The sequence below is a fragment of the Solidesulfovibrio carbinoliphilus subsp. oakridgensis genome (genome assembly GCF_000177215.2).
In the GTDB taxonomy this organism is placed as follows: Bacteria; Desulfobacterota; Desulfovibrionia; order Desulfovibrionales; family Desulfovibrionaceae; genus Solidesulfovibrio; species Solidesulfovibrio carbinoliphilus.
The window spans coordinates 1065344-1091290 of sequence record NZ_CM001368.1; the positions used below are offsets into that span (position 1 = coordinate 1065344).

General features: G+C 67.6%; 20 protein-coding genes. 5 read left to right on the forward strand and 15 right to left on the reverse strand.

Annotated features, from left to right (window positions below; all coding sequences use genetic code 11):
* Positions 1–40 precede the first annotated feature (40 nt).
* The 5 genes from iorA to DFW101_RS04785 all read left to right on the forward strand — a co-directional run bounded on the left by iorA (position 41) and on the right by DFW101_RS04785 (position 6556).
* The gene (gene iorA / locus DFW101_RS04765) at positions 41–1882 is read left to right on the forward strand and encodes an indolepyruvate ferredoxin oxidoreductase subunit alpha (protein ID WP_009180383.1); all 1842 of its coding nucleotides are present in this window, start codon (positions 41–43) and stop codon (positions 1880–1882) included.
* A complete protein-coding gene (locus DFW101_RS04770; RefSeq protein WP_009180384.1) occupies positions 1879–2490 on the forward strand; it encodes an indolepyruvate oxidoreductase subunit beta in 612 nt (203 codons plus the stop codon). Before iorA ends, DFW101_RS04770 begins: the two co-directional genes overlap by 4 nt.
* Complete coding sequence (locus DFW101_RS04775; RefSeq protein ID WP_009180385.1) at positions 2487–4118, forward strand: sigma-54-dependent Fis family transcriptional regulator; 1632 nt, start codon at positions 2487–2489, stop codon at positions 4116–4118. The genes DFW101_RS04770 and DFW101_RS04775 overlap by 4 nt, the downstream gene beginning before the upstream one ends.
* A 78-nt stretch (positions 4119–4196) precedes the next feature.
* On the forward strand, positions 4197–5930 hold the full coding sequence (locus DFW101_RS04780; protein ID WP_009180386.1) for a phosphoenolpyruvate carboxykinase (ATP): 1734 nt from the start codon (positions 4197–4199) through the stop codon (positions 5928–5930).
* Positions 5931–6073: 143 nt separating this feature from the next.
* Entirely contained in the window at positions 6074–6556 is a 483-nt protein-coding gene (locus tag DFW101_RS04785; protein ID WP_009180387.1) for an ion channel, read from the forward strand.
* On the opposite strand, the gene DFW101_RS04790 is transcribed toward DFW101_RS04785, so the two are convergent.
* The 15 genes from DFW101_RS04790 to DFW101_RS04860 form a co-directional block, all read right to left on the reverse strand.
* Complete coding sequence (locus DFW101_RS04790; protein ID WP_009180388.1) at positions 6553–6933, reverse strand: OsmC family protein; 381 nt, start codon at positions 6931–6933, stop codon at positions 6553–6555. The genes DFW101_RS04785 and DFW101_RS04790 overlap by 4 nt on opposite strands.
* Positions 6934–7052: 119 nt before the next feature.
* A complete protein-coding gene (locus tag DFW101_RS04795; RefSeq protein WP_009180389.1) occupies positions 7053–9701 on the reverse strand; it encodes a M16 family metallopeptidase in 2649 nt (882 codons plus the stop codon).
* 108 nt (positions 9702–9809) lie between these two features.
* Entirely contained in the window at positions 9810–12365 is a 2556-nt protein-coding gene (locus DFW101_RS04800; RefSeq protein WP_009180390.1) for a TIGR03960 family B12-binding radical SAM protein, read from the reverse strand.
* 123 nt (positions 12366–12488) lie between these two features.
* Positions 12489–12833, reverse strand: a complete 345-nt coding sequence (locus DFW101_RS04805) for a hypothetical protein (RefSeq protein WP_009180391.1) — start codon at positions 12831–12833, stop codon at positions 12489–12491.
* Between the two features lie 81 nt (positions 12834–12914).
* The gene (gene gmd / locus DFW101_RS04810; protein ID WP_009180392.1) at positions 12915–14006 is read right to left on the reverse strand and encodes a GDP-mannose 4,6-dehydratase; all 1092 of its coding nucleotides are present in this window, start codon (positions 14004–14006) and stop codon (positions 12915–12917) included.
* Positions 14003–14983 carry a GDP-mannose 4,6-dehydratase gene (locus tag DFW101_RS04815; RefSeq protein ID WP_009180393.1) on the reverse strand — a complete coding sequence of 327 codons (981 nt, stop codon included), beginning with the start codon at positions 14981–14983 and terminating at the stop codon, positions 14003–14005. Before DFW101_RS04815 ends, gmd begins: the two co-directional genes overlap by 4 nt.
* A 42-nt stretch (positions 14984–15025) precedes the next feature.
* Entirely contained in the window at positions 15026–15529 is a 504-nt protein-coding gene (locus tag DFW101_RS04820; RefSeq protein ID WP_009180394.1) for a Fur family transcriptional regulator, read from the reverse strand.
* 3 nt (positions 15530–15532) lie between these two features.
* Positions 15533–16348 carry a metal ABC transporter permease gene (locus DFW101_RS04825; RefSeq protein ID WP_009180395.1) on the reverse strand — a complete coding sequence of 272 codons (816 nt, stop codon included), beginning with the start codon at positions 16346–16348 and terminating at the stop codon, positions 15533–15535.
* Positions 16345–17136, reverse strand: coding sequence for a metal ABC transporter ATP-binding protein (locus DFW101_RS04830; protein WP_009180396.1), 792 nt, complete (start codon positions 17134–17136; stop codon positions 16345–16347). Before DFW101_RS04830 ends, DFW101_RS04825 begins: the two co-directional genes overlap by 4 nt.
* The gene (locus DFW101_RS04835) at positions 17133–18065 is read right to left on the reverse strand and encodes a metal ABC transporter solute-binding protein, Zn/Mn family (protein ID WP_009180397.1); all 933 of its coding nucleotides are present in this window, start codon (positions 18063–18065) and stop codon (positions 17133–17135) included. The genes DFW101_RS04830 and DFW101_RS04835 overlap by 4 nt, the downstream gene beginning before the upstream one ends.
* Positions 18066–18773: 708 nt before the next feature.
* Positions 18774–19943 (reverse strand): glycosyltransferase family 4 protein, encoded by a 1170-nt coding sequence (locus DFW101_RS04840; protein ID WP_009180399.1) that lies wholly within the window; start codon positions 19941–19943, stop codon positions 18774–18776.
* Positions 19940–20830 (reverse strand): glycosyltransferase family 2 protein, encoded by an 891-nt coding sequence (locus DFW101_RS04845; protein WP_009180400.1) that lies wholly within the window; start codon positions 20828–20830, stop codon positions 19940–19942. The genes DFW101_RS04840 and DFW101_RS04845 overlap by 4 nt, the downstream gene beginning before the upstream one ends.
* Positions 20817–23396, reverse strand: a complete 2580-nt coding sequence (locus DFW101_RS04850) for a glycosyltransferase (RefSeq protein ID WP_009180401.1) — start codon at positions 23394–23396, stop codon at positions 20817–20819. Before DFW101_RS04850 ends, DFW101_RS04845 begins: the two co-directional genes overlap by 14 nt.
* A gap of 148 nt (positions 23397–23544) precedes the next feature.
* Complete coding sequence (locus DFW101_RS04855) at positions 23545–24993, reverse strand: ABC transporter ATP-binding protein (RefSeq protein ID WP_009180402.1); 1449 nt, start codon at positions 24991–24993, stop codon at positions 23545–23547.
* On the reverse strand, positions 24983–25864 hold the full coding sequence (locus tag DFW101_RS04860) for an ABC transporter permease (protein ID WP_232286151.1): 882 nt from the start codon (positions 25862–25864) through the stop codon (positions 24983–24985). Before DFW101_RS04860 ends, DFW101_RS04855 begins: the two co-directional genes overlap by 11 nt.
* Between the last annotated feature and the right edge of the window lie 83 nt (positions 25865–25947).

Genomic DNA, 25947 nt, shown 5'->3' on the forward strand with positions numbered 1-25947 from the left:
CGACGCCGATCGGCGTCCATCCTTTTGCCGGAGGTTTTTCGTGGGCAAGGAGCTTTTGACCGCAACGGCCGGCGAGACCCTGCTCTTGCTTGGCAACGAGGCCATCGCCCGGGGGGCCCTGGAGGGCGGGGTCCGGTTCGTGACCTGCTATCCCGGCACGCCTTCCTCCGAAGTGCCGGACACCTTTTTCCGCCTGTCCGAAGGCGCACCCTATTATTTCGAATACTCGGTCAACGAGAAGGTCGCCCTGGAAGTGGGCGGCGGCGCGGCCCTGGCCGGGCTGCCGACCCTTGTGACCATGAAGCACGTGGGCGTCAACGTCGCGGCCGATCCGCTCATGACCCTGGCCTACGTCTCGGCCCCGGGCGGCCTGGTCCTCCTTTCGGCCGACGATCCGGGCTGCCATTCCTCGCAAAACGAGCAGGACAACCGCATCTACGCCCGCCTGGGCGGGCTTCCCTGTTTCGAGCCGGCCACGGCCCAGGAGTGCAAGGACATGGCCCGGGACGCCCTGGCCCTGTCGCGGCGCCTGGAAACCCCGGTCCTTTTGCGCACCACCACCCGGGTCAACCACGTGCGCGGCCCCGTGACCGTGGGCGCGATGCCGCAGACAATCGAGGAAAAGCCCTTCGTCAAGGACCCGGCCCGGTTCGTGCCCCTGCCGGCCTCGGCCCGGGTCATGCACCCGAGGCTGCTCAAGGTCCTTGAAGCGGCACGGGCCGAAGCCGAGGCCTCGCCCTACAACACGGAGACCGGCGCCGGAGACGTGGGCTTTATAAGCTCCGGCGTGGCCCGCAACTACCTGGCCGACGTGCTGGAGGAAGACGGCCTCACCGGCACGGTCCGGGTCCTCGAGCTCGGTCTCACCTATCCCCTGCCGGAAGGCCGCATCGCCGCCTTCCTGGCCAAGTGCCGCACGGTGGTCATTGTCGAGGAACTCGAACCCGTCCTTGAGACCGAAATCCGGGCACTGGCCCAGAAGCGCGGCATCGCGGTCGTCATCCTCGGCAAGGGCGAGCATCTGCCCCGCAACGGCGAGTTCTCCACCGCCAACGTCCGCCTGGCCGTCCACGCGGTCCTTGGCCGGGAGACCGCCGAGGCCGACACCCTGTCCGTGCCCGCCGATCTGCCGAAGCGGCCGCCGAACCTCTGCGCCGGCTGCCCCCACCGGGCCGCCTACTACGCCGTGCGCGAGGTCTACGGCGACACGGCCGTCTATTCCTCGGACATCGGCTGCTACACCCTGGGCTTTCTGCCGCCGTTTCGGGCCGCCGACTTTCTTCTGTGCATGGGCTCGTCGATTTCGACCGGGGCCGGCTTCGCCCGGGCCTCGGGCAAGCCGGTGGTGGCCTTCATCGGCGACTCGACCTTCTTCCACTCCGGCATCACGGGCCTGGTCGACGCCGTGGCCTACAACCACGACATCCTGATCGTGATCCTGGACAACCGGACCACGGCCATGACCGGCCACCAACCCAACCCCGGCGTCGACACCACCATCTTCGGGGAAAACCCCAATCCGGTGGACCTCATGGCCCTTATCCGGGCCTGCGGCATCGAGCCGGTCAAGGTCAATCCGCTGAACCACAAGGCCACCGTGGCGGCGCTTACGGCCTTTTCCGAACAGCATGGTCCCCGCGTGCTCGTGGCCGAATACCCCTGCCCGATCCACGCCCGACGCATGGGCCAGGCCAAAAAGACCCTGCCCGCCCGGGTGGCCGGCGATCCCGAGGCCTGCCTGGCCGTGCGCGACAACCTGGCCTGCCCGGCCTTTGCCATGGTCGACGGCGCCTTTTCCATCAATGCCGAACAGTGCGACGGCTGCATGTACTGCGTGCAGCTCTCCGCCGACATCAAGCCCGGCAAAAAGGAGGCGAGATGAACCGCGCCCGCGTCTTTTTAACCGGCGTCGGCGGCCAGGGCACCCTGACCGCGACCACGCTCTTGGCCCGCACCGCCCTTGACGCCGGATTGCCCGTCACCTCCGGCGAGATCCACGGCATGGCCCAGCGCGGCGGCGTGGTCGAATCCACGATTCTCATCGGCGGCTACAGGAGTCCGGTCATTGCCCCCGGCGAAGCCGACGTGCTGCTCGGGTTCGAGCTGCTCGAAACCCTGCGCGCCCTGCCGATGCTCAGGCGCGGCGGCGTGGTCGTCGGCAACAGCGAACAGGTCCAGCCGGTCGGGGTGTGCCTCGGCCGGGAGTGCTATCCGCCGCTCGATCAGGTGCTGGAGACGGCCAAGGGCTTTGCCGGCCGGGTGGTCCTGGTGCCGTGCATCAGCCTGGCCGAGCGGGCCGGCACGGCCAAGGCCGCCAACACGGTGCTGATCGGCGCGGCCGCGGCAGCAGGCGCCCTGCCCTTTGACGTGGCCGCCCTGGCCCGGTCCGTGGAAAAATACCTGAAGCCCCAGCTCGTGGCCCTGAACGTCAAGGCCCTCGAACTCGGGGCCGAGGCCGCCCGGGCGGCCCAAACGGGGCAGGCGGCGTGATCGACGCCTTGACGACTTCCTTTGACAGTGCCGGCCCGGCCTTCTACGGAGCCCTCGCGCGCATCGTGGCCGCGACGGGCCCGGGCCGGGCCGTGCGGCGGGGCCTCGAGAACGCGCTGACGATCCTCGTCGACGTCCTCGGCTACCGCCGGGCCTGCCTGGAGCTCCACGACCTGCCCCAGCCGGGCGCGCGCATCATCCTGTCCCACGGCAAGGAGCGCGGCCTCGACCACCTCTTCGGCCCGGCCCCGCTCTCGACCGGCCAGGTGATCGGCTCCAGGCGGTCCATGATCCTCCAGGACGTCAAAGACCACCCGGACTTCATCGGCCGGCCTCCCCAGGAGTTGGCCACCCTGTCCTACATCTGCGTGCCCGTGACCGTGCCGGACCCGGACGGACAGGTGGAGGATTTCCAGCCCGCCTCGCCGTCCGGCGTGGTCGGAGCCCTGAGTGTGGACCTGCCCAAGGCTCCGATGGTCTTTCTGGAGGCCCACCGGGAATTTCTGGCCGTGGTCGGCGGCGTCATCGGCAACGCGGCCCTGCGCCTTCGCGACGAACTGGCCCGGTCCAGGCGTCGGCCCGTCCAGGCGGCCCAGTCGTCCCAGACGGCGCCGGCCGCCCCCGCTCCGGGCGAGGGGCAGGAGCTGCCCGCGGCCACGGCCGAGGTGGCCATGCCCGTGGCCGTGTCCAAAAGCATGCGGCTGGTCCTGCGCCAGATCGCCCAGGCCGCCGATTCCGACGCGCCGGTGCTCCTTCGGGGCGAGGAAGGCACGGGCAAGGAGGCACTGGCCCTTTTCCTCCACAGCCAAAGCGGCCGCCGGGGCCGGCCATACCTGCGCCTGGGCTGCGCCGATTTGCCCAAGGAAACGGCACTGGAAGCCCTTTTCGGCGTGCAAAAGGGCGAGCAGTCCAAGGCCACCCGGTCCAAGCGCGGCATCTTCGAACTGGGGCAAGGCGGCGTCGTCTTTCTCGACGACATCGAGGAACTGTCCCTCGACGCCCAGGGGCAGGTGCTGCGGGTGATCCAGGAAGGGACCGTGCAGCGGATCGGCAGCGACAAGTCCGTGCCGGTCGAGGCCCGGGTGGTGGCCGCCACCACGGCTTCGCTTGAGGACGCCATGGCCCGGGGAGAATTTCTCGAAGACCTCTACTACGCCCTTGGCGTCTTTGCCCTCTTTGTGCCGCCGCTTCGCGACCGGGTGGGCGACATCCTGCCCCTGGCCGAACGGTTCCTGGAAGAGTATTCCCGGCGCACGGGCAAGAGCGTGCGCCGCATCTCCACCCCGGCCATCGATCTCTTAAACCAGTACCACTGGCCCGGAAACGTCCGGGAACTGGCCAACTGCATGGACCGGGCCGCCACCTTGTGCGACGAGGCCGTCATCCGCACCTACCACCTGCCGCCGACGCTGCAGACCGGCGAGTCCTCGGGCACGGAACCCTCCCTGTCCTTTGGCGAGGCCGTGGCCACTTTCGAGCAGGAGCTTCTGGTCGAAGCCCTCAAAAAGGCCCGGGGCAACATGTATCAGGCGGCCCGGGACCTGCGCGAGAGCTACCGGGTGGTCAATTACAAGGTCAAGAAATACGGCATCGATCCCAAGCGCTTCACTCCCGGCCGACGCGGCTAAACGCCCGAAAAAACGGTTTACCCGAAGCCCCCGGCCGCGTAAAAGAAATCGCCAATACATCTCCCCATCGGAGGGTTCATGGCCAGCCTTGCCAGCCACGACTATTACCGCGACGACATGACCCAAATGCCGGCGCTCCGCTCCATCGCCCAGACCCTGTGCCTGGACAAACGCGTGCGCAAGGTGACGGCCGCCGAGGCTTACGCGCTGGCCAAAAGCCAGCACGACGTCATGGACACGGACCTGCCGATCTATCCGCCGGCCGCCCGGCGCCTGGGGCTGCCCGAAGGCGCCACCGTGCTCAACAACTGCCACGGCCGCATCGTCGGCCGCACGGCCAAGGCCCGGCGGTTTTACACCCGCATGGAACCGACCGAGCGGCGCAAGGTGGAGGCGGACCTGCGCGAGGCGGTCTACGCCCTCCAACGCCACCCGCTGATCAAGGCCGAAGCCATCCTCGGCCTCGACCCGGACCTCATGATCAAGGCCACCATCGTGACCACCGAGGACGACGCGGTCAACGTCTTCAACTGGCTGGCCAATTTCACGCCGTACGAGGAACTGGCCGAGGCCTACGCAAAGAGCCCGCGCCTGCCCATTCCCGACATCCTGGTGGTCGGCTTCAACCACTGGAAGACCACCGACCCCTACTACCACAACGAAGGCGGCTCCCAACTGGCCCTGGTCGACGAGGACGCCAACGTCATCTTCAACCTCGGCATGCGCTATTTCGGGGAACGCAAGAAAGGCACCCTGACCCTGGCCTGGACGTCCGGCATGCGTCTTGGCATGGCCGCCTGCCACGGCGGCATCAAGGAAATCGATTTTTCCGGCTGCCAGGCAAAGCGCGACCGGGACATGGGCAAACGCTCCATCGCCTTTTTCGGGCTTTCGGGCACGGGCAAGTCCTCGCACACCAATTCCCATGACAACGGCGGCACCCTGCCCGCCGGGTTCTCCAAGGTGGTGCTCCACGACGACGCCTTCCAGATCGACTGCGCGGGCAAGGTCTGCCGGGTCTGGGAGCCGACCTTGTTCGACAAGACCGATTCCCGGCCGCTCGGCCATCCGGACTGGCGGTACATGATTTCAACCATGAACCTGGCCTTGACCGAATCGGACGGCCAGATCCTGCCGCTCGGCCAGGACGTGCGCAATCCCAACGGCCGGGCCCTCATCGACCGGGATCTCCTCGGCACCTACGTCAACCGCTGTTCCTTCCCGGACGTCATGGTCTGGCTCATGAAGGACACCTGCCTGCCGCCGGTGGTCCGCTTCGCCGACAAGCGGCTGGCCGTGGCCATGGGGGCGTCGCTGATGACCCGGCGCAACCTGGCCGAGAACGTCAGCGAGGACGAGCTCAAAAAACTGGTGTTCGAGCCCTTTGCCAACCCCTTCCGGGTCTATGAGCTCTGGAAGGACGTGGAGGCGTTTTTGAACGTCTTCGAGGCCGGGGCCGTGGGCTACGCCTTCAACTCCGTGGGCTTCTGGAAGACGTCGGACCGCGAAGTGCGCAAGATTCCGCTCCAGACCTCGCTCACCCTCCAGACCGCCCTGCTCCTGGAGCAACTCGAGTGGGAGGAGTGGGACCTCCTGCCCGGGGCCCAGCTGCCGAAGCGGGAAAGCGTGGAACGCCTCCTGCCCGGCTATGCCGAAACCTACGACCCGGCCGCGGTCGAAAACCACGACCGCTACCTCGAAACCCTGCGCGACCGGTTCCACCAGCGCCGGGTGTTTCTGCAGAATTCCGACCTGCACCACCAGCCGGAACTGCTGATGGGGCTGGTCAACGCGCTTATGATCCGGGCCTAGCGGCATCCCATGTCCACGGAATCCGGCCCCGTCTTTCAGCCTGTCCGGGCGTCCTCGCGTCACGTCGGGAACCGCGCCGCGGCGTCCGTCCGCCGGCTGCCGGCCTGCCCGGCCGGCAGCCGGCGCCGGGAGGGCCGGCCGTCATGAGCCTGCGCACCATCCTCGGCGCCGTCGGCCTTGGGGCTTCGCTGCCTTTCATCATCTATCTCGTCTACCTGAGCCAGGCCAAGACCACGTCGCCCGACCAGATCATCTTCCTGGCCTTTGTCTTTTCCATCACCTTTCCGACGCTGATCCTCCTGTCCCTGGTCCTGTTCCGGAGCCTGATCGTTCTTGCCGTGTCGCTGCCCGTCTATGCCGTGTGCGTCATCGCCGGCTACGCCCGGACGTTCATGGCCTTTCAGATCTTGTGCAACGGCAAGTTGACCGAGTCCTTCAAGGACTGCCTCTATTTCAGCGTGTCGCTTTTCACCAACACCGGCTGCGCCGACTGCGCGCCGACCCAGAACCTGCGATTGCTGGCCGCCTCGGAAGCCTTTTTCGGCTACATCTCGCTCGGTGTCTTCACCGCCTGCCTGATCGTCATCCTGGTGCGGCTCATCACCACCAACAAGCTGCGCCCCTAGTCCTTCTCGACGACAACCAGCTGGCCCGCCAGGGTCTTTCGCACCGGGCAGGCCCTGGCCGCGCGCAAAAGCCTGGCCCGGGCGGTCTCGCTCAGGTCGCCGGTCAGGCGGATGTCGCAGGCAAAGACCGAGGTCCCGGCCTCGGGCCGCTCCAGGGTCACGGAAACCGTCACCTCTTCGAGCGGCAGCCGGTGGTGCCTGGCGTACATGGACAAGGTCATGGCCAGGCACGATCCCAGGGCCGCCTCCAAAAGCTCGTGGGGCCGGAAGCCGTCCCCCTCTCCTCCCTTGTCCGGAGGCGCATCGCAGGCTCCGGAAAACGTCCCGTTGGTGAATATCGTCCTATAAGGCCTCTCCTGGCTTTGGCATCTGATCATGGGGGCGCTCCTCGCCTCCTTCCCCTTCTTACTTCAATCGCATCGACGGCGGCGGATTTCAAGAAAAAAGCCCCCGGGCCGGAACCCGGGGGCTTCGCACGTTCAAGGGACGGTCCTGCCTACGGCTCGACCTTCATGACATAGGCGGCTTCGGGCTTCAGGTATTTGCCGGCCAGCTCTTGCAGGTTCTCCGGGGTCAGGGCCTGGGCCGCCTCCACCACCCGGCGGTCGTGGTCCAAGGGCAGGCCAAGGGCCAGGGACTGGGCCGCCTCGCCGCTTCTGGCCTTGAGGCCTTGCCGCTCGCGGTAATAATCCCCTGACATGACGTTTTTGCCCCGGCGCATCAGGTCGTCCGGCAGCGGGGTGTCGCGCAACTGTCCGGCCACGCGCCGAAACCCGTCCAGGGCGGCGTCGGCCTTGTCCGGGGAGGTGCCGATGTAAAAGGCCATGAACCCGGTATGCTCGGCCTGCCACAGAAACGAGGTCACGGAATAGCCGAGGCTCTCGCCCTCGCGGAGCTGGGAAAAAAGCAGCCCGCTTTGCCCGGCCAGCACGTCGTTTAAGAGCTCCAGGCCCGGGGTGTCCGGCGAGGTCAGGCCGGGCACGGGGAAAACCATCAGCAGGTGGGTCTGCTTGCGCTCGGCCAGGGTGACGGCTTGCTCGCGCTTTTCACCCCAGGTCGGCGTGGGAAAGGCAAAGGGCTTGGCCGGGCCGGTGGCCTTGGCCAGGGTGTCGGCCAGATGGCGCACCGCCGCCGCATCGAAATCGCCGCACACGGCCATGACCCAGGGCATGGTCCGCTGGGCCGCCCAGTAGCCGGCCACGTCCTTGGGCGTGAAGGCCTTGACCGTGGCCGGTTCGCCAAGACGGGTGTAGGCGTAGGGCGTGTCGGTGAAAAGAAACGGGAACAGCTTGCGGAAGGCCAGCCCCATGGGCTGTTCCTCCTTGGCCTTGATGGCCGCAAGCTGGTCCTGGACCTGGCGGTCGACCTCGGTTTTGAGGAAGGCCGGATGCTGGAGCACATCCGCGATAAGGCCGTAGAGGTCCTGCTGGAAGCGGTTCGGGAACTTGGCGCCGACACTGAAGGAGTCGCGGCCCGAACTGGCGGACAACGAGGCGGCCCGGTCGGACAGAAAATCCTCGATGGCGTTGGCCGACAGTTTGGCCGTGCCCGACGTGAGGCTGCCGGCCGCAAGCTCGGCCAACCCCTGCCGGTCCTTGGCCAGGAGCGCGTCGCCGCCGTTAAAGACCATGGACACGGACACGTAAGGCAGGGTCCGGTCCGGCAGGAAGACCAGGGTGTGGCCGCCGCCGAGATCCACAACCTCGGGCGCGGCCACCTCGCCGGAAGCGGCTTCCGGGCCTTTCTCGGCCGACCGGGCGTCGGCCTTTGGCGCGGGCCAGATCCGGGCGGCCATGTCGCCAAGCTCCTTGGCCGTGACCGTCGCCTCGTCGGCCTGGGGTGCGATGGCCGCGGTCAGCATCCGCTCGGGCCGAAGCGTGGCCTCGATGATGGCCCCGAGGGCCTTCTGGTCAACCAGCCGCACGGACCGCAGGTAGTTGGCCTCGCCGTCCGGGTCGTAGCCGTAGAACCGGAAATAGCCGGCCTTCATGGCCAGGCCCGACAAGGTCTCCTTGGCCTGGTAGAGGCCGTCCTCGAGATTCAGCTTCACCCGCTCGATTTCGTGGTCCGTAAACGCCGTGCCCCTGAGCCTGGCCAGTTCGGACAAAAGGCCCTGCCAGAAAGCGGCCACGTTCCTGGCATCCAACGTGGCATCGATCAGGAAAAGGCCCCCCCGCTCCAGGGTCAGGGACGAACAGGAGATGTCGTCCACGAGCTTCTTGTCGTACTTGAAGGTCCGGTAGAGCCGGCTCGTCTCGTCCCCGGCCAAAAGGCCGGAGAGGACCTCGAGGCCGGCCTCGTCCGCGCCGCGAAGGCCGGCCGTCGGAAAGGCGACTTGCAAACGCACCTTGTTCCACTGCCCGTACTCCACCTTGACCGCCGGCCCGGCCGCGGCGCCGACCGGCTGGGCATAGGGCAGGGGCGGCGTCAGGGGCCGGTCGTTTTGCAGGCCGCCGAAAAGGGCCTGGGCCTCTTTTTCCACGGCCTCGGCCTGGATCTTGCCAACCACGACGAGGAGCATGGATTGGGGTTGGTAGCGCTCCTTGACGTAGCCGCGCAGGTCCTCGGACGTGAAGGCGGAGACCGTTTCCGGAAACCCGATGATGGGCCAGCCGTAGGCGAGTCCCGGCCAGGCCATGGCCTGGGTCAGCTGGAAAAGCCGGTTGTCGGGGCTGTCCTTGCCCCGGGCCAGTTCCGATAACACCACCTGGCGTTCGGCATCGAGCTCCCCGGGCACGAATCTGGCCCCGAAGATCATGTCCGAGATGGCGTCCAAGCCGAGTTTCCATCGGTCGGCCGGCAGGTCCACCCGGAAAACGGTGCTGTCGAAACTCGTGGAGGCATTCAGCTCCCCGCCGGCCCCCTCGATGTCCGACGCCACCTGCCCGGCCTGCCGCTTCTGGGTGGACTTGAACACCATGTGTTCGAGCAGGTGGCTCAGGCCCGCCTGCCGGGCCGTCTCGTAGCCCGAGCCGGCGTGGACGAACAGGCGCACCGCGACCAGGGGAAACCGGTTGTCCTCGATGGTCATGACGGTCAGGCCGTTGGCCAGCCGGACCACCTTGGGCGGATTGGCCGCGAATACCGGGGAAACAACCAAAACCGCAAGCAAGGCGGCAAGGGGCACCATCATGGGCCAACGCATCGGGCAACTCCTTTGCTGGTTCGCCGGCGGGCCGCATGACAATCATCCCCGGCCGGACGCAAGAACGGAACCTAGGGCATTCGGGAAAGAACGGAACTTAATTCTGGTTCATCTTTCGGCGGGAAAAGGAGTTTCCCCCCCGGCGAAGGCGACCCCGACCTTGGTCATTCCATAAAGACCCCGGACGAGATGCGGACAGACCGCCTCGGCCAGCCGCAGCGGGCTGACGTAGGTTTCGGCAAACGAACAGGTAAAGCGGACCGTGACCGGCGGCGCGATGTCCAGGGCCACGATCAAAGGCCGGGCGTCCAGGGTGCGCGGACCTTTTTTCGACTCCCAGGTCACGGGAAAGGTCCCGGACCGGGCGAAGTCGCGCCAGTGTTCCAGGCAATCGGACGCCTGTTCGACCGGCACAACCAGCTCGAAGGTCTCGAAGACCGGCTGGGCCACCTTCTTGCCGGGCGGCAGTGCCTCGACCCCGGCCACGGCCAGGCCCTCGGGCAGGTTCGGCCCGAGCCGGGCAGCGAATTCCTCGGCCGCGATGGGCTCGCGCAGAAAAAGGGCCATCCACTCGGCCCGGCTCGACACCCCGACCGGCAGGGCCCGGCCGAAGGACAGCTGGGGCAGCGGATGGTAGCCGGCGGAAAAGCTGGGCCTCAGCCCGGCCCGGCGCAGGGACCGTTCGAAGACCCGGCCGAGTTCGAGCTGGCTCAGGTAGACGGCGCTGCCGGTTTTGGAAAACCACAGCCGCAGATGGGCGGCCTTGCGGGTCAGGTCTTCCCGGGGCGGGGCCGGGGGCGCGGCCACGGCTTCGTGCTCGCGCTCGGAACGGTTGAGGCGCGGCCGGATTTCGAGGCCCCCGGCCGCGGCAAGGACGGTCTTGCGGCCTTCATGGCCGCACACGCCGCAGCCCGTGCAGTCGCCGAAACGGCAATCCCCGGTCAGGCGGCCCGAAAGGGCCTTGTCCCGCTCCCGGCGCAGGTAGCCGGCGGAAACGCCGCAGGAAAGATGGTCCCAGGGGAGCGGCGCGTCCGGGTCCCGGGCGGCCAGCCAGGCGGCCGGTTCGAGGCCTGCCGTCTCGAAGATCCGCAGCCACGGAGCCAGATCGAACCGATCGACCCAGGAGCAAAAGAGTGCCCCTTCCCGATAGCCGGCCTCGACCAGGGGGGCCAGTTCCCGGCCGGCCCGGGAAAAAACACCCTCCAGAAAGCTCATCTCCGGCTCGTGCCACCGGAGGGTCAGCCGCCGGTCGGAAGAAAAGAGGTCGCGCAAGAGTCCCACCCGCTGCCGGATCTGGTCCAGGGTGATCTGCGCCTCCCACTGGAATGGCGTGTGGGGTTTGGGCACGAAGGGCGAGATGGCGGCCGTGACCTGCAGCCGCTTGGTGCCGGGCGGGGCCTGGGCCAACACCCTTTTGGCCAGTTCGAAGATGCCGCGCACGTCCTCTTCGGTCTCGGTCGGCAGCCCGATCATGAAGTAGAGCTTGACCTGCTGCCAGCCCCTGGCAAAGAGCCGGCGGGCGTGGTCCAGGATGTCGTCCTCGGTGATGCCCTTGTTGATCACGTCGCGCAGGCGTTGGGTGGCGGCTTCCGGGGCCATGGTCGCGCCGGTGCGGCGGATGCCGGCCATCATGGACAGGATGGAGTCCGAAAGCGTGCCGGCCCGCAAGGACGGCAGGGACACGGCCACCTGCTCCCGGCGGCACCGGTCGATGCTCTGGGCGAAAAGGCTTTCCAGGGCCGAGAAATCGCCCGTGGACAGGGACAGGAACGACAGTTCCTCGTAGCCGGTGCGGCTTAAGCCCTCGGCCACGAGCTTTTCGAGGGTGGGCAGGCTCCGTTCCCGGACCGGCCGGTAGACCATGCCGGCGTGGCAGAAACGGCAGCCCCGGGTGCAGCCCCGGGCGATCTCCACGGACAGGCGGTCATGCACGGCCTGGGCATAGGGCACCACCTGGCAGCCCGGAAAGGGCGCGTCGTCGAGGTCGGCCACCACGGCCTTGGTCACCAGCTCGTAGCCCGGCACCAGGGGTATGACCGCGCCGTCCGGCCCGATGTCGAAAAATTCCGGAATATAGACGCCGGGGATGGCCGTCAGACGCAAGAGGCGCTCACGCCGGGAAAGGCCCTCGGCCTTGGCCGCGGCCACGGCCTCCAGGACCGCGACCAGCGCCTCTTCGCCGTCGCCAAGGACCATGGCGTCGAAAAAGGGGGCCACGGGTTCGGCATTGAAGGCGCAGCCGCCGCCGGCGATGACCAGCGGCCCGCCCTCGCCCCGCTCCCGTGCCCGAAACGGCAGGCCGGCCAGGTCGAGCATGTAGAGGACGTTGGTGTAGCAGAGCTCATGGGTCAGGTGGAAGGCCAGCACGTCGCAGGCGGCCAGCGGCGTGTCGGACTCGAGCGTGCAAAGGGGGGCTTTACGCTCCCGCAGCATGGCGGCCGCCTCGTCGGACGGGGTGAAGACCCGTTCGGCGGCCAGACCCGGCACGCGGTTGACACATTCGTAGAGGATGCGCCCGCCGACATAGGACATGCCGACCTCGTAGTAGTCCGGGAAGGCCAGGGCGGCCCTGGCCCGGACTTCGGACGGATCCTTGGCGGCCCGGCCCCATTCGGCGCCAAGATACTGGGTGGGCTTTTGCAGCCAGGGAACGAGCTCGCGCATGGATGTCTCCGGCCGCCATGGCCAAAGCCAGGAGGTCGGGCCGGGGCGGTATGGTGTGGTTGGTGAAAAAAGGACAGGTCCCCGCCCGGCCGGTCGACCGGGGGGGACCCTTCTTGCCTGGAACTATTTCTTGAGGAGATTCGAGATGTTGCCCTTGCCGGCTAGGTTGGACAGAGTCTTCAGATCGCCGGTGGTCGAGAGCGTCAGGTTGCTTGTGGCTTCGAGGTAGCGGGTCTTGAGTTCGTCGGGGAACTTCTTGAACTGGTAGAGGACGTGGGCAAGATCGATTTCGCCGCCGACCTCGGTCTCGAAGGGGTAGCCGAAGGGCAGAAGCAGCATCTGCACGCCCTGCTGGGAGGGAATGGTCTGCAAAAGGGCCACGTCGGTCAGCTTGCCGGCTTCCTCGTCCCATTTGCCGAGGACGGTTTCGCCGTTTATGAGTTTCACGAGGCGGATGTCGTAAGCCATGTGTCGTTCTCCTTGGTGGTTGGCGGCGCGAGCGCCGGCCCCATCAGCTAGATATCGGGTCCGGCCGTGTCAAGGCCGGGACTATTCGTTGTAGTCGAAAACCGTGAACCCCTGGCTCTTGCACAGGGCGTCCCGCTCGGCTTCGCGCAGGTCGGCGCGCACCATCTCGGCCACCATCTGCTCGATGGTGATGCGCGGCTGCCAGCCCAGGCGTTCCCGGGCCTTGGTCGGATCGCCAAGGAGCGTCTCCACCTCGGTCGGCCGGAAATAGCGCGGGTCCACGGCCACCAGGCACTGGCCGGTTTCGGCGTGGTAGGCCTTCTCCTGGTCCCCTTCCCCTTCGAAACGCAGCGGAATGCCAAGCTCGGTCGCGGCCATGTTGATGAAATCGCGCACCGAATACTGGCGGCCCGTGGCGATGACGAAATCCTCGGGCCCGTCCTGCTGGAGCATGAGCCACTGCATCTCGACATAGTCCTTGGCATGACCCCAGTCGCGAAGGGCGGAGAGGTTGCCGAGGTAGAGGCAGTCCTGGAGCCCGAGCTTGATGCGGGCCATGGCCCGGGTGATCTTTCTGGTCACGAAGGTCTCGCCGCGAAGCGGCGACTCGTGGTTGAAAAGGATGCCGTTGCAGGCATACATGCCGTAGGCTTCGCGATAGTTGACCGTGATCCAGTAGGCGTAGAGCTTGGCCACGGCATAGGGGCTGCGCGGATAAAACGGCGTCTTCTCGGTCTGCGGAATTTCCACCACCTTGCCGAAAAGCTCCGAGGTCGAGGCCTGGTAGAACCGGGTCTGCTGCTCCAGGCCCACGATGCGGATGGCCTCGAGCAGGCGCAGGGTGCCAAGAGCATCCACGTCGGCCGTGTATTCCGGCGTCTCGAAGGAGACCTTGACGTGGCTCTGGGCGGCCAGGTTGTAGACCTCGTCCGGCCGGACCTCCTGCATGATGCGGATCAGGTTGGTGGAGTCGGACAGGTCGCCGTAGTGCAGGACCAGCTTGCGTCCGGTGTCGTGGGGATCGCGGTAGAGGTGGTCGATGCGCTGGGTGTTGAAAAGCGAGGCCCGGCGCTTGATGCCGTGGACCTCGTAGCCCTTTTGCAGCAGCAGTTCGGCCAGATAGGCCCCATCCTGGCCGGTGATCCCGGTGATGAGGGCGACTTTGCTCTTCATGAAGCGGTATTCTCCCGTAGCGGTTGGCCCAGTTCGTGGGCGACCATGGCCCGCGCCACCTCGGCCGGACCCAGGGTCGCCTTCCAGCCGAGCAGGCTCGCGGCCTTGGCCGGATCGGCCCGGCTGACGGCGATGTCGGACGGCCGGAAAAGGGTTTTATCCACGTCGACGTGGTCGCGCCAGTCGAGGCCGGCGGCGGCGAAGGTCTCGGCCGTGAATTCCTTCAAGGTGATGGTCGTGCCGGTGGCGATGACGAAATCCTCGGGCGCGTCCCGCTGGAGCATGCGCCACATGGCTTCCACGTACTGCGGGGCATAGCCCCAGTCGCGGGCCACGTCGATATTGCCGAGCGACAGGCGCTCGGACGATCCCTTGGCGATGCGACAGGCGGCGGAGACGATCTTCCGGGTGACGAAACGCGGCGGCCGCAGCGGCGACTCGTGGTTGAAAAGGATGCCCGAGCAGGCGAAAAGATTGTAGGCCTCGCGGTAGTTGGCCACCTCGAAGTGGGCGGCCGCCTTGGCCACGGCGTAGGGGCTTCGGGGCGAAAAGGGCGTGGCTTCGGTGGCCGGCTCCCCGCCGGTGTCGCCGAAGCAGTCGCTGGAGGAGGCGTTGTAGAGCCTGACCGGGGCTCCGAGAAACCGCACGGCTTCCAAGAGATTGAGCGTTCCCACGCCGATGGACAGAAAGGTTTCCACCGGCTGGTCAAAGGACAGGCCTACCGACGACTGGCCGGCCAGGTGGTAGATCTCGTCGGGCCGGATCTTGGTCAGGACCGTCAACACGCTGCGAAAATCCGTCAGGGTCACGGAATGCAGCGACACGGCCTCGCGGATGCCAAGGGTGGTCAGATTGCGAAACGAGGCCATCTGGGCGTCGCGCGAGGTCCCGGCCACCTCGTAGCCTTTTTCCAGGAGCAATCGGGCCAGATAGGCTCCGTCCTGGCCGGAAACCCCGAAAATAAGCGCTTTTTTCATGTGGATGGTATCCAAGGAGACGGTACCGGGCAACGCGGCAGATTAGGGGTTTCCACAACCGTCGTCAACCATGCCGGGCGGGCCGGCGGCCGCGGCCGGTCCGTCGGACTTGCGGCAGGCGGCGCAGATGCCGTCGATACGGACCTCCACCCCGGCCACGTCCATGCCGCAGCATTGGGCCAGGGCCGCCACGTCGACCGCCTCTTCGGCGGCCGGCAGGCACTCCATGCGGCCGCAACGCAGGCAATAGGCGTGGCAGTGGGTCCGGCTGGAAAAGCGGGGGCCCAGGCAGTAGCGGAAGGCCCGGTCGCCGGAACTATGGCGATGGGCCAGCCCCTTCTCCACAAAGAGGTCGAGGATGCGGTAGAGCGTGACCTTGTTGGCCGGCCTCCTGGCCCGGACCCGGGCCAGGATGTCGGCGGCGGCCAGGGCCCGGCCCTCCCGGGCCAGGACATCGGCCACGCACAGCCGAAGCGCGGTCGGCTCGATGCCGGCCCGGGCCAGCACGGCCGCCGTTTGCCCGCTTTCCAAAGCCTCGCCGGCCATGCCTTACGCTCCCTGCCGCCGGTGGCGGCTGCCCGCAACCAGGGACAGGCCGAAGGTGGCGGCGGCCACGGCGATGATGGCCGCGCCCGAGGTCAGGTTGAACCGATAGGCCAGGAGCAGCCCGGCCAGACAGAAAAAGACGTTTAAAAGCGCGGCCCAGGCCATGGCCCGGCCAAGCGAGGCGGCCCGGCGCACGGCCAGGCTCGGGGCCACGGACAGGAGTGCGATGACCAGGATCAGGCCGGCCACCCGGATAAGGAGAACCACCGTGACGGCGGCCAGGGCGGTGAGCAAGTAGTGCAGAAACCGGACAGGGGCCCCACGCACGGCCGCGAACTCCCGGTCAAAGGCCATGGCCACAAAGCCGTTGTAGTGGCGAAGCGTCACCGCCACCAGCAGCACGGCCAGCCCGGCCAGGGCGTAGAGGTCGGCGACCGGCACCGTGATGATGCTGCCAAAAAGGTAGCTCATGAGGTCCGGCTTGTAGCCCGGCGACAGGTCGAGCAGGATGATGCCGAAGGCCATGCCGGCCGCCCACAGGACGCCGATGACCGTGTCCGTGTCCTCGACCCGGCGCAGGGTCACGGCCGCCATGAGAAGGGCCGCGGCCACGGTGAAGGCGACCGTCACGGGCAAGACGGGCAGAGCCAGGAAATAGGCCAGCCCCACCCCGCCGTAGGCGGCGTGGGCCGCGCCGCCGGCCAGAAAGACCATGCGGTTGGCCACGACCAGCGTTCCCATCACGCCGCAGCAGACGGCGGCCAGAAGCGCGGCAAGCACCGCATGCTGCATGAAAGGCAAGGCCAAATCCTCGATCATCGGGTCTCCAACGGCGACAGGCCGGCCAGGTCGGGCGGCATCCGGCGCAAATAGGCGTCCAGCGGACAGGTGTGGCGGTGGACGCCGTAGAGGAGGTCCACCATCTCCTGGGTCAGTCGCGGCTCCGGCGAATAGGCCAGCCGGCCGTTGACGCAGGCGACCGCCGTCACCCCGGCGGCCAGGATGCTCATGTCGTGGCTGACGACCAGGGAGGTGACGCCCTGGCCGATGCGGGAAAGGACCTCATACAGGCAAAACTTGCCCTGGGGGTCGATGTTGGCCGTGGGTTCGTCCAGGATCAAAAGCGCCGGGTCGGAAACCAGGGCCCGGGCGATGAGCGTGCGCTGCTTCTGGCCGCCGGACAATTCGCAAAACCGCCGGCCGGCGAGCGGCAGCATCTCCACCTGGTCGAGGGCCGCCTCGGCCTGCCGGATCGATTCCCGGGAGTGGCGAAATCCGTGCCGGCCCGGGGCGATAAGGCCCATCAGCGCCACCTCGCGCACCAGGATCGGCAGGTCCTTGCGCTCGGCCATCCCTTCCAGCCGCTGGGGCACGTAGCCGATGCGGGAGCTGTTGCGGCCCGGCTCCTCGTCAAAGACCCGGATGGTGCCCGTGGTTGGACGCAGGATGCCGAGGAGGAGCTTTAGAAACGTGGTCTTGCCCCCGCCGTTGGGGCCGAGCACGGCCAGACGCTGGCCCTCGGCCACGGCCAGGGAAATGTCCGAAAGGACATCCTGGCCGTTGTAGGCAAACGTCAGGTCGCAGATATCGATCACGGGCGGCGTCACTTGCCCTCCGGCCGGCCGGCCATTCCCTCACGCAGGGCCTTGGCCGCGGCGAGCAGGTTGCCCGGCCAGTCCTCGGCCAGGGGATCGAGAGCCGCCACCTTGCCGCCGATGGCCTGGGCAATGGTCTCGGCCTGCCGGGCGCTCATCTGGGGCTGCACGAATATCACCTTCACGCCATCCTCTTTCGCTTCCCGGACCAAGGCGGCCAGGGCCTTCGGCCCGGGCTCGCGGCCGAGCTGTTCGATGGGCTCCTGGACCAGCCCGTAATCCCGGGCGAAATACCCCCATGACGGATGAAACACCATGAATTTGTGCTCTCCCGCCGGCAGATCGGCGAACATCTTGCGGATATCGGCGTCCAGGGCGTCGCAGGAGGCGGCGAAACGGTCGTAGCCGGCCTTGTAGGCGGTCGCTCCGTCCGGATCGGCGGCGGCCAGACCGTCGCGCATGGACGCGGCCAGCACCTTGGCCAGCGCGGGCGAGAGCCAGACATGGGGATCGGGTTCGCCGGCCTCGTGATGGCGCCCTTCCTCGTGGCCCGCCCCGTGGCTGTCGGCTACCCCTGCCTCATGGTCATGGTCATGGGCCATCATGGGGATTTTCTCGATGGCCGCGTCGGTCTGGACGATGGCCATCTTCGGGTTGGTGGCGGCGAACCGGGGCAGCCAGGCTTTTTCGAAGTCCATGCCCACGCTGAAGTAGACGGACGCCCGGCCGAGATCGGCCAGTTGCCTGGGCTTTGGCTCGTAGGTATGGGCGTCGGCCCCGGCCGGGACCATGACCAGCACGTCGGCCCGGTCGCCGGCGACCTGCCGGAGGATATAGGCCTGGGGGGCGATGCTGACCGCGGCCAGGATTTTGGCCTGGGCCGGCCCGGCCAGCCCGAGGACGAGGAGCGTGGCTCCCAGTAGCAATGACATCCGTTTCATGGCTGCTCCTTTTGGCCCGCGTCGGACGCACGGGCGAAGGCAATGCAACAGAGTTGCACGGCGAAGTCAAGTCCCGCCGCGAACCCATGTCCTGGACCGAAAAAGGCTTGCGGCACGCGGCAATCCCCTCTACCGCTTGGGACCGGGGCACAAAGGCCGGCACCGCCCCTGCGGACGGACCGCCGCCGGCCCTTTCCCCAAAGCGCCTTCGGGTCCGCTTGCACCCCTGTGGCGACCGCGTTTCCGTCTGACGGTCCGACTGTCGGACCGTCCACATTCGGCCGCCCCGCTCCTCCCAACCTGGCCCCTCCTCGGTGACGGGGCCGTCAGGAGACGTCGCGCCATGCCCAGAGCGATTTCCCGTGGCTTGACCGCCGGTCAAGCAGCCTGTCTGCTTGCGTCCTGAGTTCGCTCCCCTGCGTCGGGTGCGGCTGGTGCTGCCTGGCCGACCCGTGCGTGGAGTCGCACATTCTTTACGGCTACTTGAAACGCTGCCCCGACCTCTATTGGCACGGTCCGAGCGGACAATACCGCTGCCGCCTGGCCGAAGATCCGGTCAGGAGCGAACGGATGCGCTTTCTACTGGGTGTGGGACACGGCTGCTGCGCACCGCTCAATGGGTGGCGGGAGGATGTGAAGGAGCGGGAAGAATGAAAGATGCCTTGGCGGCCGGGGGGATCACCCCCGGCCCCCCTGGATGGGCGGCGGCTATTTCTCATGCGACAGGTTGGCGAGAGGGGGCAGGGTAAGAACGGTGGCGTAGGCGTCGAGCACGATCCGGGCCGTCTTTTCCCATGAAAAAAGTCCGGCCCGGGCCAGGGACCTGGCCCGCAAGGCCTCTCGTAAAGCCGGGTCGGCCGCAACGGCGGCCATGGCCCGGGCCAGGCCGGTCACGTCCTGCGGATCGACCAGAATCGCCGCGTCGCCGGCCACTTCCGGCAGGGACGTAGCGTTGGAGCAGACGACCGCCGCCCCAAGGCTCATGGCCTCGAGTACCGGCAGGCCGAATCCCTCGAAGAGCGACGGATAGAGGAAGGCGAAGCATTCGCCGTAGAGCCAGGCCAGTTCGGCGTCAGTGACGTAGCCCGTGAAGACGAGATGGTCGGCGATGCCGAGTTCCTTGACCGTCCGGGCCACGTCGTCCATGAGCCAGCCCTTGCCGCCGGCCAGGACCAGCGGCATGTCCCCGCCCGTGTCCCGCCGCCAGGCGGCATAGGCCGCGAAAAGCCGTTCGTGGTTTTTCCGGGGCTCGATGGTGCCGACGCAGAGCCAAAAATTTCCCGGCGTAACGTCGGCCAGCCCCTTGGGCCGCTCTCGCGGCGAACCGGACCCGAACCGGCTGGCCAGAGGCGCCACAACCGTCCGGTTTCGCGGGAACTTCGGGAAAACCCTCAGGAAGTGGTTGAGGGAATAGTCCGAGATGGAAACCACGAAATCGGCCAGGGTCGCGGCCCGAAAGAGGCCGTCGAAGCAGCCGGTGCGGTTGGCCTCGGTGGTCCAGGCCGGGTTGTCGAGAAACGACAGGTCGTAGAGGGTATAGACCAGTTTTGCCCGGGACAGGCCGGCCGGGCAGAAAAAATTGTTGGCGTGGACGATGTCCGGGCTGCCGAGCCGGATTTCGAAGTCCGGCGGCGGCTGGCGGAAAAACCGCTTCTGGGACCAGAAGCGGCAAAAGGTCGGGCCCAGGCGAAACCGGCGGCCAGCCGGACGCAGGCAGGCCCGGGGACGCGGCTCCCGGAAAAAATCGCCAAAGGCCGGATAGAGGACGTAGTCGTTTTCCCGATCCACCACCGCCAGGGCGGCGAGCAGGCCGGCCGCGAAATAGCCGCACCCCGCCTTGCCGGCCCCGGTCTGGGACACGTCGAAGCCGATCCTCATGCCGCCCCGCCCGGCCGGATGAGGCCGCGTGTCAGCCACGAGGCCGTGGTGCGCCAGAGCACCGGGGAAACGTCCCGGTTCCAGCGCCACGAGGCCCGAAGGGCGGCCAGGGCCACGGCCGGGGTGAAAAAGGGGCTCGCCTCGCCAAGCTTCCACCGCTCCCGCACCAGGACATGGGCGTAGTTGCACAGCCACCGGTCCGGAGCCCGGCCGAAGGTGGCCACCATCATGTCGTTTATCTCGGCATGGACCGTGACCTTGGCCCCGGATGTCTTGGTCTCGGGATAAAACCGCGAACCGGCCAGCTTTTGCGGCAGACAGGCGAAGACCGCCCCGCCCTTGGCCAGGCGCAGCCAGAACTCGTAGTCCAGGGTGTACTGCCAGCGCAGGTCGAGAGCCCCAAGCCGCTCCACCACCCGCCGCCGGAAAAAGGCGGCCGGCTGGCAGATGATGCACTGGTCCTTGAGACGCGACAGGCTGAACGGTTCGGCCGGATAGGGTTCGATGACCGCGTCGTCCACGTCGATGTGGTCGGCCGCGCCGTAGACCACGTCCACCTCGGGCCGATTCGCAAAAACCTCAAGCACCGCTTGAAAGGCGCCCGGATAGTAGACGTCGTCGGAATTGATCCAGGCAATGACCTCGCCGGAAGTGGCGGCGATGCCCTTGTTGACCGCGTCGGGCTGGCCCTTGTCCCGCTCGGACCGGAAGCGCAGCCGGTTGCCGTAGCCTTCAAGCACGGCCACGGTTTCGTCCGTGCTGCCGCCGTCCATGACCACGTATTCCAGGTCGGCGATACCTTGGGACAGGACGCTTTGGATGGTGCGGCCGATGAACCGTCCCTGGTTGTAGGACGGCGTGACCACGCTGACGCTAGGCATCGCCATGGCCGGCCTCCGCGTAGCGCAGGTCCACGTCGCGGGCCCCGTCGGTCAGGCGCAGCTCCCGGCACCGCACGGACAGCGTGCGCCGGTCCGCGCCCGGGCCCTGGGCGTCGCCGCGCCGGGCACCGTCAAAAAAGAATTCCACATACCCGCCGCCCGGCGGCAGATCTGGCGCGAAAGTCGCGGCCTTGCCCCTGGTGAGCGTCACCGGCTTGCCCCAGGGCTTGCCGCAGACGAACGTCGCCACCGTCACCCTGCCGGCCGGGCCCTCGGCCGGCAGGGCGAATGCGGCCCGCAGCCACTGCCGTTGGGCGGCCGGGCCAAAGGCGGCGAAAAGCCTGGCCCCGCACCAGCCGTCGGCGTAGAGCCCGCGCACGGCCGTGCTCTGGGACACCGGCCGGGCCAGCACCTCCTCGAAGACGCCAAGGTACTTGCGGGCCATGTCCTCAGGCCCGCCAAAGGCGGCCAGCCGCTCCCGGCCCCGGGCCACCAACTCCCCGGCCAGCCCGGGCGTATCCAGCAGCCGGCTGACGGCGGCCACGATGTCGTCCGGCCGGCGGGGGTCGAAATAGAGGGCCGCGTCGCCGCCGACCTCGGGCAGGCTGGTGACGTCGGAGCAGACGATCGGCGTGCCAACGGCCATGGCCTCGACCAGCGGCATGCCGAACCCTTCGAAAAGCGAGGGAAAGACCAGCGCCGTGGCCCCGGTCAGAAGGGCCGCCAGCTCGGCGTCGGCCACGTAGCCGGCAAAGACCACCCGGCCCTCCAGGCCAAGGCGGGCCACGGCCTCGCCAAGTTCGCGACGAAGGCCGGTGTCCGCCCCGGTCAGGACCAGCCGCAACCGCGTGTCCGGACGGTCGGCCGCCAGCATGCCAAAGGCGGTCAAGAGCATGCGGTGGTTTTTGTGGGGCCAGAAATTGGCCGGATAAAGAAGGTATCCGTCCTCGTCCAGGCCAAGCCGATCCCGCACGGCGGCCACGGCCGCCTCCGACGCCCGCTCCAGGCGGCGCGGCAGGGCGATGTGGATGGTGGCCGTGCGCCCGGCCGGCACGTTGCCCTGTTCGAGCACGGTCCGCCGGGCGAAGTCCGAGATGCAGACCAGCCGCTCGGAGAGGCTGGCCGCGGTCAGAAACGTCCGCTCCCGGCCGGCCTCCTCGCCCGGGGAGAAAAACTGCGGATAGTAGGCGTATTGCAGGTCGTAGACGACCGACACGGCCGGCACGTCCGGGTGGTGGAAATACGGCATGGTAAAGGGGCAGAAAAGCAGATCCACGGGCCGCCCCTTCCAGTGCGACAGCCCCTGCCCGCGCCCGAGGGAGGCGGCCCGGACCCGCTCGACATTAGGCGCGTCGAGGTGGGCCAGCTCATCGAAGGCCGCGTCGGACACGAGGCAGACGAACCGCCAGTCCGGCCGCATGGCCCGCAGGGCCTGGACGAGCAGGATGGTCATGAGCTTGGCCCCGCCGTTGTCGCCGCCCGGCAGGACCGGCGTCAGGTCCACGGCGACCAGGATGTCCGCCCCCGCCTCCCGGGCCGCGACCGGCTTTCGCCCGCCCCGCTCCCGGAGCACGTATTTGACGAGCTTGTTGTGGAACCAGGCGATGCGGCCGACGCGCAAGAGCACTTTGTTGACGAACCCCGGCAGCCGGCCCTCGCTCACCCAGCCCGATGCCGTCTCGCGGATCACCCCTTCCAGGCCCCCGGCGTCGGTCGCGGCGGCACCGCAAAGTTTTTCGGCTTGTCTCTCGGCCGCCTCGGCTCGGTCGGCGAGGTCGAGCAGGGCCAGGGCCAGGCGGCCGTCCGGCGTGCGGGAGAGGGCCTCGGCCACGGCCTGGCTCCCGTGATCCGGGATGGGCTGCCGGCCGGCCACGAAGAGCATGTCGTAGGGGAAAAGCGGCGTCTCGAACCGGAACCGGTCCATGCCGGCAAAGGCGAAAAGCTCCCGCACCGCCTGTTCGCTGTAGAGATAGAGATGCTCGGCCGGCAAAAGCATGCGCACGAACGGATCGCCATCCGCCACCAGCCGTTCATGGGTCGTGCCGGCCGGAAAACGCGGGGTCTGGACAAAGACCACCCCGCCCGGGGCCAGCAGCCGCATCACCCGGCGAAGGCTCCCGACCGGATCGGGCAGGTGCTCCAGCACGTCCATGAGGACCACGGCGGCAAGGCTCCCGGGTGTTATGTCCTGCTCTTCCAGCGGCCCGGCCAGGACCTCCAGGCCGAAGGTGCGGCCGGCAAACCCGGCCAGGGTGGCGTCGAATTCGAGGCCCCGAGCTCCGAACCCGGCCCGCCGCAGGAGGGCCGTGAAACCGCCGTGGGTGCAGCCGAGTTCCAGCACGTCGCCGGGCGGCAGGCAGGCCCGCAGAAAATACCGCAGCCAGGAGACGCATCGTTCCGACAGGTCGAGCCTCGACCGGATATCGAGGGACGGCTGGCCGGGGGCGGCCTCCTGGTGGCCATAGCCCCTGGCCGTCTCTTCCCGGGAAACCAGCGTGCCGCAGGCCGGGCACAGCATGTACGCCTCGGAAAAAGGCTCCAGCCCGCCCGTCCCGCACCAACATTGCCGCATGGCGACTCCTTGCGGGGAGGGAACGAGGAACCGGGGGAGGGAACCCCTTTTTGCAAAAAGGGGTTCCCTCCCCCGGACCCCCACCCTCCCCAAAAACGCTTAACGGGGGAATCGGTAAAACGGTCCCGTCATAAAAAATGTGTGTCCGTTATCGTTGCAGGGGTCCGGGGGGATCATCCCCCCGGCGGGACGCGGGGCGGAGCCCCGCATCTTGTCCGTAGAGCCGCATGACCGCCTGGCCGGGGAGGTTGGCGACGCCGTGGTGGGTGAGTTGGACCGGACTGGTGTCGCGGCTGCGGAAGGTGACCATGAAATCCCCGGCCCGGGTCAGGATGGAAATGACGGTGGTGCGGCTGTCGAGCTCCTGGTGGGTCAGGCTGGCCCGGCGGTGGAAGTCCGCCACGCCCATGGCCTCGAAGCCGAGGTTGAAGGTGTATTCGCCCGGGGCCAGGTCGAGCTTGACGTCAAAGCGCACCCGGAGGCTCGATCCGGCCGGCACGGCGGTCGGGTGGTCGCAGTCGAATTGCAGGGTGTTCTTGCCAAATACGATGACGCGCTTGTCGTTGACGAGTTCGACCCCGGCCACGGCCACCTCGATGTCGTGGGCAACGGCGTAGCGGCAGAAAATGGAGACGGTTTCGCCCTGCTCGAAGGCCCGGCAGGCCTGGCCCGAGGCGTCGCACACGGCCACATGGGTGCAGGCCGCCCAGTCGTTGGCGGCCACGGCAACGGCCGAGAGGTCGAGAAAGGCGTCGACAGCCGGCCAGAAGCCCTCGGCCGCGTCCTCGGACGGCAAATCCAGGCCCGGGGCCGCCTCGCCCGGGGCCTTTGGCGCAAAGCCGCTGTCGCCGACCATGTAGCGCTTGACGGCCGCGGCCGCGTCGCCAAGGAAGGCGACCTTGCCCCGTTCGATCAAAAGGGCACGGTGGCAGAACTGGGCCACGTCGTTCATGGCGTGGGAAACGAGGACCACCACCGTGCCGCGCGAAAGCAGCCCGTCCAGGCGCTGGTAGCACTTCTGGCGGAAAAAGACGTCCCCGACGGCCAGCGCCTCGTCGATGATGAGCACGTCCGGTTCCAGGCTCGTGGTCACGGCAAAGGCCAGGCGCAGGAACATGCCGCTCGAATAGGTCTTGACCGGCTGGTCGAAGTGCGGCCCGATGTCGGCAAAGGCCGCGATGTCGTCCATCTTGGCTTCCACCGTGGCCCGGGGGATGCCGAGGACGGCGGCGTTGACGTAGACGTTTTGCCGGCCCGTGAATTCCGGCTTGAAGCCCGAGCCGAGTTCAAGAAGCGCGGTCGTGCGCTCGGGCAGGACCACCTCGCCGCCGGTCGGCTCCAGGACCCCGGCCAGGATCTGCAGAAGCGTCGATTTCCCGGCCCCGTTCTTGCCAATGATGCCGAAAGCCTCGCCGGGCATGACCGTAAAGGAAATGTCGCGCAGGGCCCAGTGTTCCCGGTAAAGCGGTTTGCCGCCGGGCAACAGGAGCTGGCGCAGCCGGTCCTGGGGCCGGTTGTAAAGCTCGTACATCTTGGAGACGCCCCGGGCGCAAATGACCGGAGCGGCCATGGGGGGGGCGGCGACGTCAGACGGCATCGGCAAAAAGCCTCTTGGCGCTGGCGAAAAAGGTGTAGCCGGCCAGCATGACCACGGCCGAGGCCACAGTGACCCAGGCCAGGGCGGCCCAGTCGGGCGTCTGGCCCCAGATGATGGTGCGGCGCAGGTGGTCGACCACGGGATGGAGCGGGTTTATGGCCAGGAGCCGGCGGTAGGGCTCGGGCACGGCGGAAAGGGGATAGAGGATCGGGGTGGCGAAGAAATAGAGCTGCACCGCCACGCCGACGATATTGCCGAGGTCCTTCAAGAAGACGCCGATCGGGGCCAGAAACCAGCAGACCCCGAGGGTCAACATGCAAAGGGGCACATAAGCCAGGGGCGCGAAGACCACGGTCCAGGACAGGGACCCCGTGGTCAAAAGGACGCCAAGGGCCACCAGGGCCAGGCTGACCAGCGATTCCAGGGCCCCGGCGCACAGGATGCCGACCGGCAGGATCTCCAGGGGAAAAAGGACTTTTTTGATGAAATTGACGTTTTCCGAGAGCAGCCTCGGCGTGCGGTTGACGCACCCGGCAAAGACCTCGAACACGGCCAGGCCCGTGAAAAGGATCAGGGCGTAGCCCATGACCCCGCCCTGGCCGCCGCCGGCCCAGGTCGGCTTGAAGACGACGGAGAAAACGAAGGTGTAGACGGCCAGCGTGGCCAGGGGCGACACCAGCCCCCAGAGAAGCCCGAGCTGGGCCCCGTGGTAGCGGGAAAGAAACTCGATACGGGCAAAGGTGGCCAGGATCTCCCGGCGACGCCAAAAGTGGCGGGCAAAGGCCACGGGCGAGAGCCCGGCCAGGAGACCGGACCAGAACGATCCGACCCGGGGCCGCCTGACGACCATGACGTGTGGTGATGCCTGCATGGAGCCGGTTGCATATTCGATCGAATTAACGCATGTCAACGCATCCGCCGAAAGGTCCAGCCTCAAACCCGACCGCAACGGCA

Coding starts and splice junctions, on each gene's coding strand:
- DFW101_RS04800 (WP_009180390.1), bottom strand. CDS start 12,365: ATGCGCGAGCTCGTTCCCTGGCTGCAAAAGCCCACCCAGTATCTTGGC.
- DFW101_RS04825 (WP_009180395.1), bottom strand. CDS start 16,348: ATGATCGAGGATTTGGCCTTGCCTTTCATGCAGCATGCGGTGCTTGCC.
- DFW101_RS04850 (WP_009180401.1), bottom strand. CDS start 23,396: ATGCGGCAATGTTGGTGCGGGACGGGCGGGCTGGAGCCTTTTTCCGAG.
- DFW101_RS04845 (WP_009180400.1), bottom strand. CDS start 20,830: ATGGCGATGCCTAGCGTCAGCGTGGTCACGCCGTCCTACAACCAGGGA.
- DFW101_RS04855 (WP_009180402.1), bottom strand. CDS start 24,993: ATGCCGTCTGACGTCGCCGCCCCCCCCATGGCCGCTCCGGTCATTTGC.
- DFW101_RS04820 (WP_009180394.1), bottom strand. CDS start 15,529: ATGGCCGGCGAGGCTTTGGAAAGCGGGCAAACGGCGGCCGTGCTGGCC.
- DFW101_RS04795 (WP_009180389.1), bottom strand. CDS start 9,701: ATGCGTTGGCCCATGATGGTGCCCCTTGCCGCCTTGCTTGCGGTTTTG.
- DFW101_RS04785 (WP_009180387.1), top strand. CDS start 6,074: ATGAGCCTGCGCACCATCCTCGGCGCCGTCGGCCTTGGGGCTTCGCTG.
- DFW101_RS04815 (WP_009180393.1), bottom strand. CDS start 14,983: ATGAAAAAAGCGCTTATTTTCGGGGTTTCCGGCCAGGACGGAGCCTAT.
- DFW101_RS04840 (WP_009180399.1), bottom strand. CDS start 19,943: ATGAGGATCGGCTTCGACGTGTCCCAGACCGGGGCCGGCAAGGCGGGG.
- DFW101_RS04805 (WP_009180391.1), bottom strand. CDS start 12,833: ATGGCTTACGACATCCGCCTCGTGAAACTCATAAACGGCGAAACCGTC.
- DFW101_RS04860 (WP_232286151.1), bottom strand. CDS start 25,864: ATGCAGGCATCACCACACGTCATGGTCGTCAGGCGGCCCCGGGTCGGA.
- DFW101_RS04790 (WP_009180388.1), bottom strand. CDS start 6,933: ATGATCAGATGCCAAAGCCAGGAGAGGCCTTATAGGACGATATTCACC.
- DFW101_RS04770 (WP_009180384.1), top strand. CDS start 1,879: ATGAACCGCGCCCGCGTCTTTTTAACCGGCGTCGGCGGCCAGGGCACC.
- DFW101_RS04835 (WP_009180397.1), bottom strand. CDS start 18,065: ATGAAACGGATGTCATTGCTACTGGGAGCCACGCTCCTCGTCCTCGGG.
- DFW101_RS04780 (WP_009180386.1), top strand. CDS start 4,197: ATGGCCAGCCTTGCCAGCCACGACTATTACCGCGACGACATGACCCAA.
- gmd (WP_009180392.1), bottom strand. CDS start 14,006: ATGAAGAGCAAAGTCGCCCTCATCACCGGGATCACCGGCCAGGATGGG.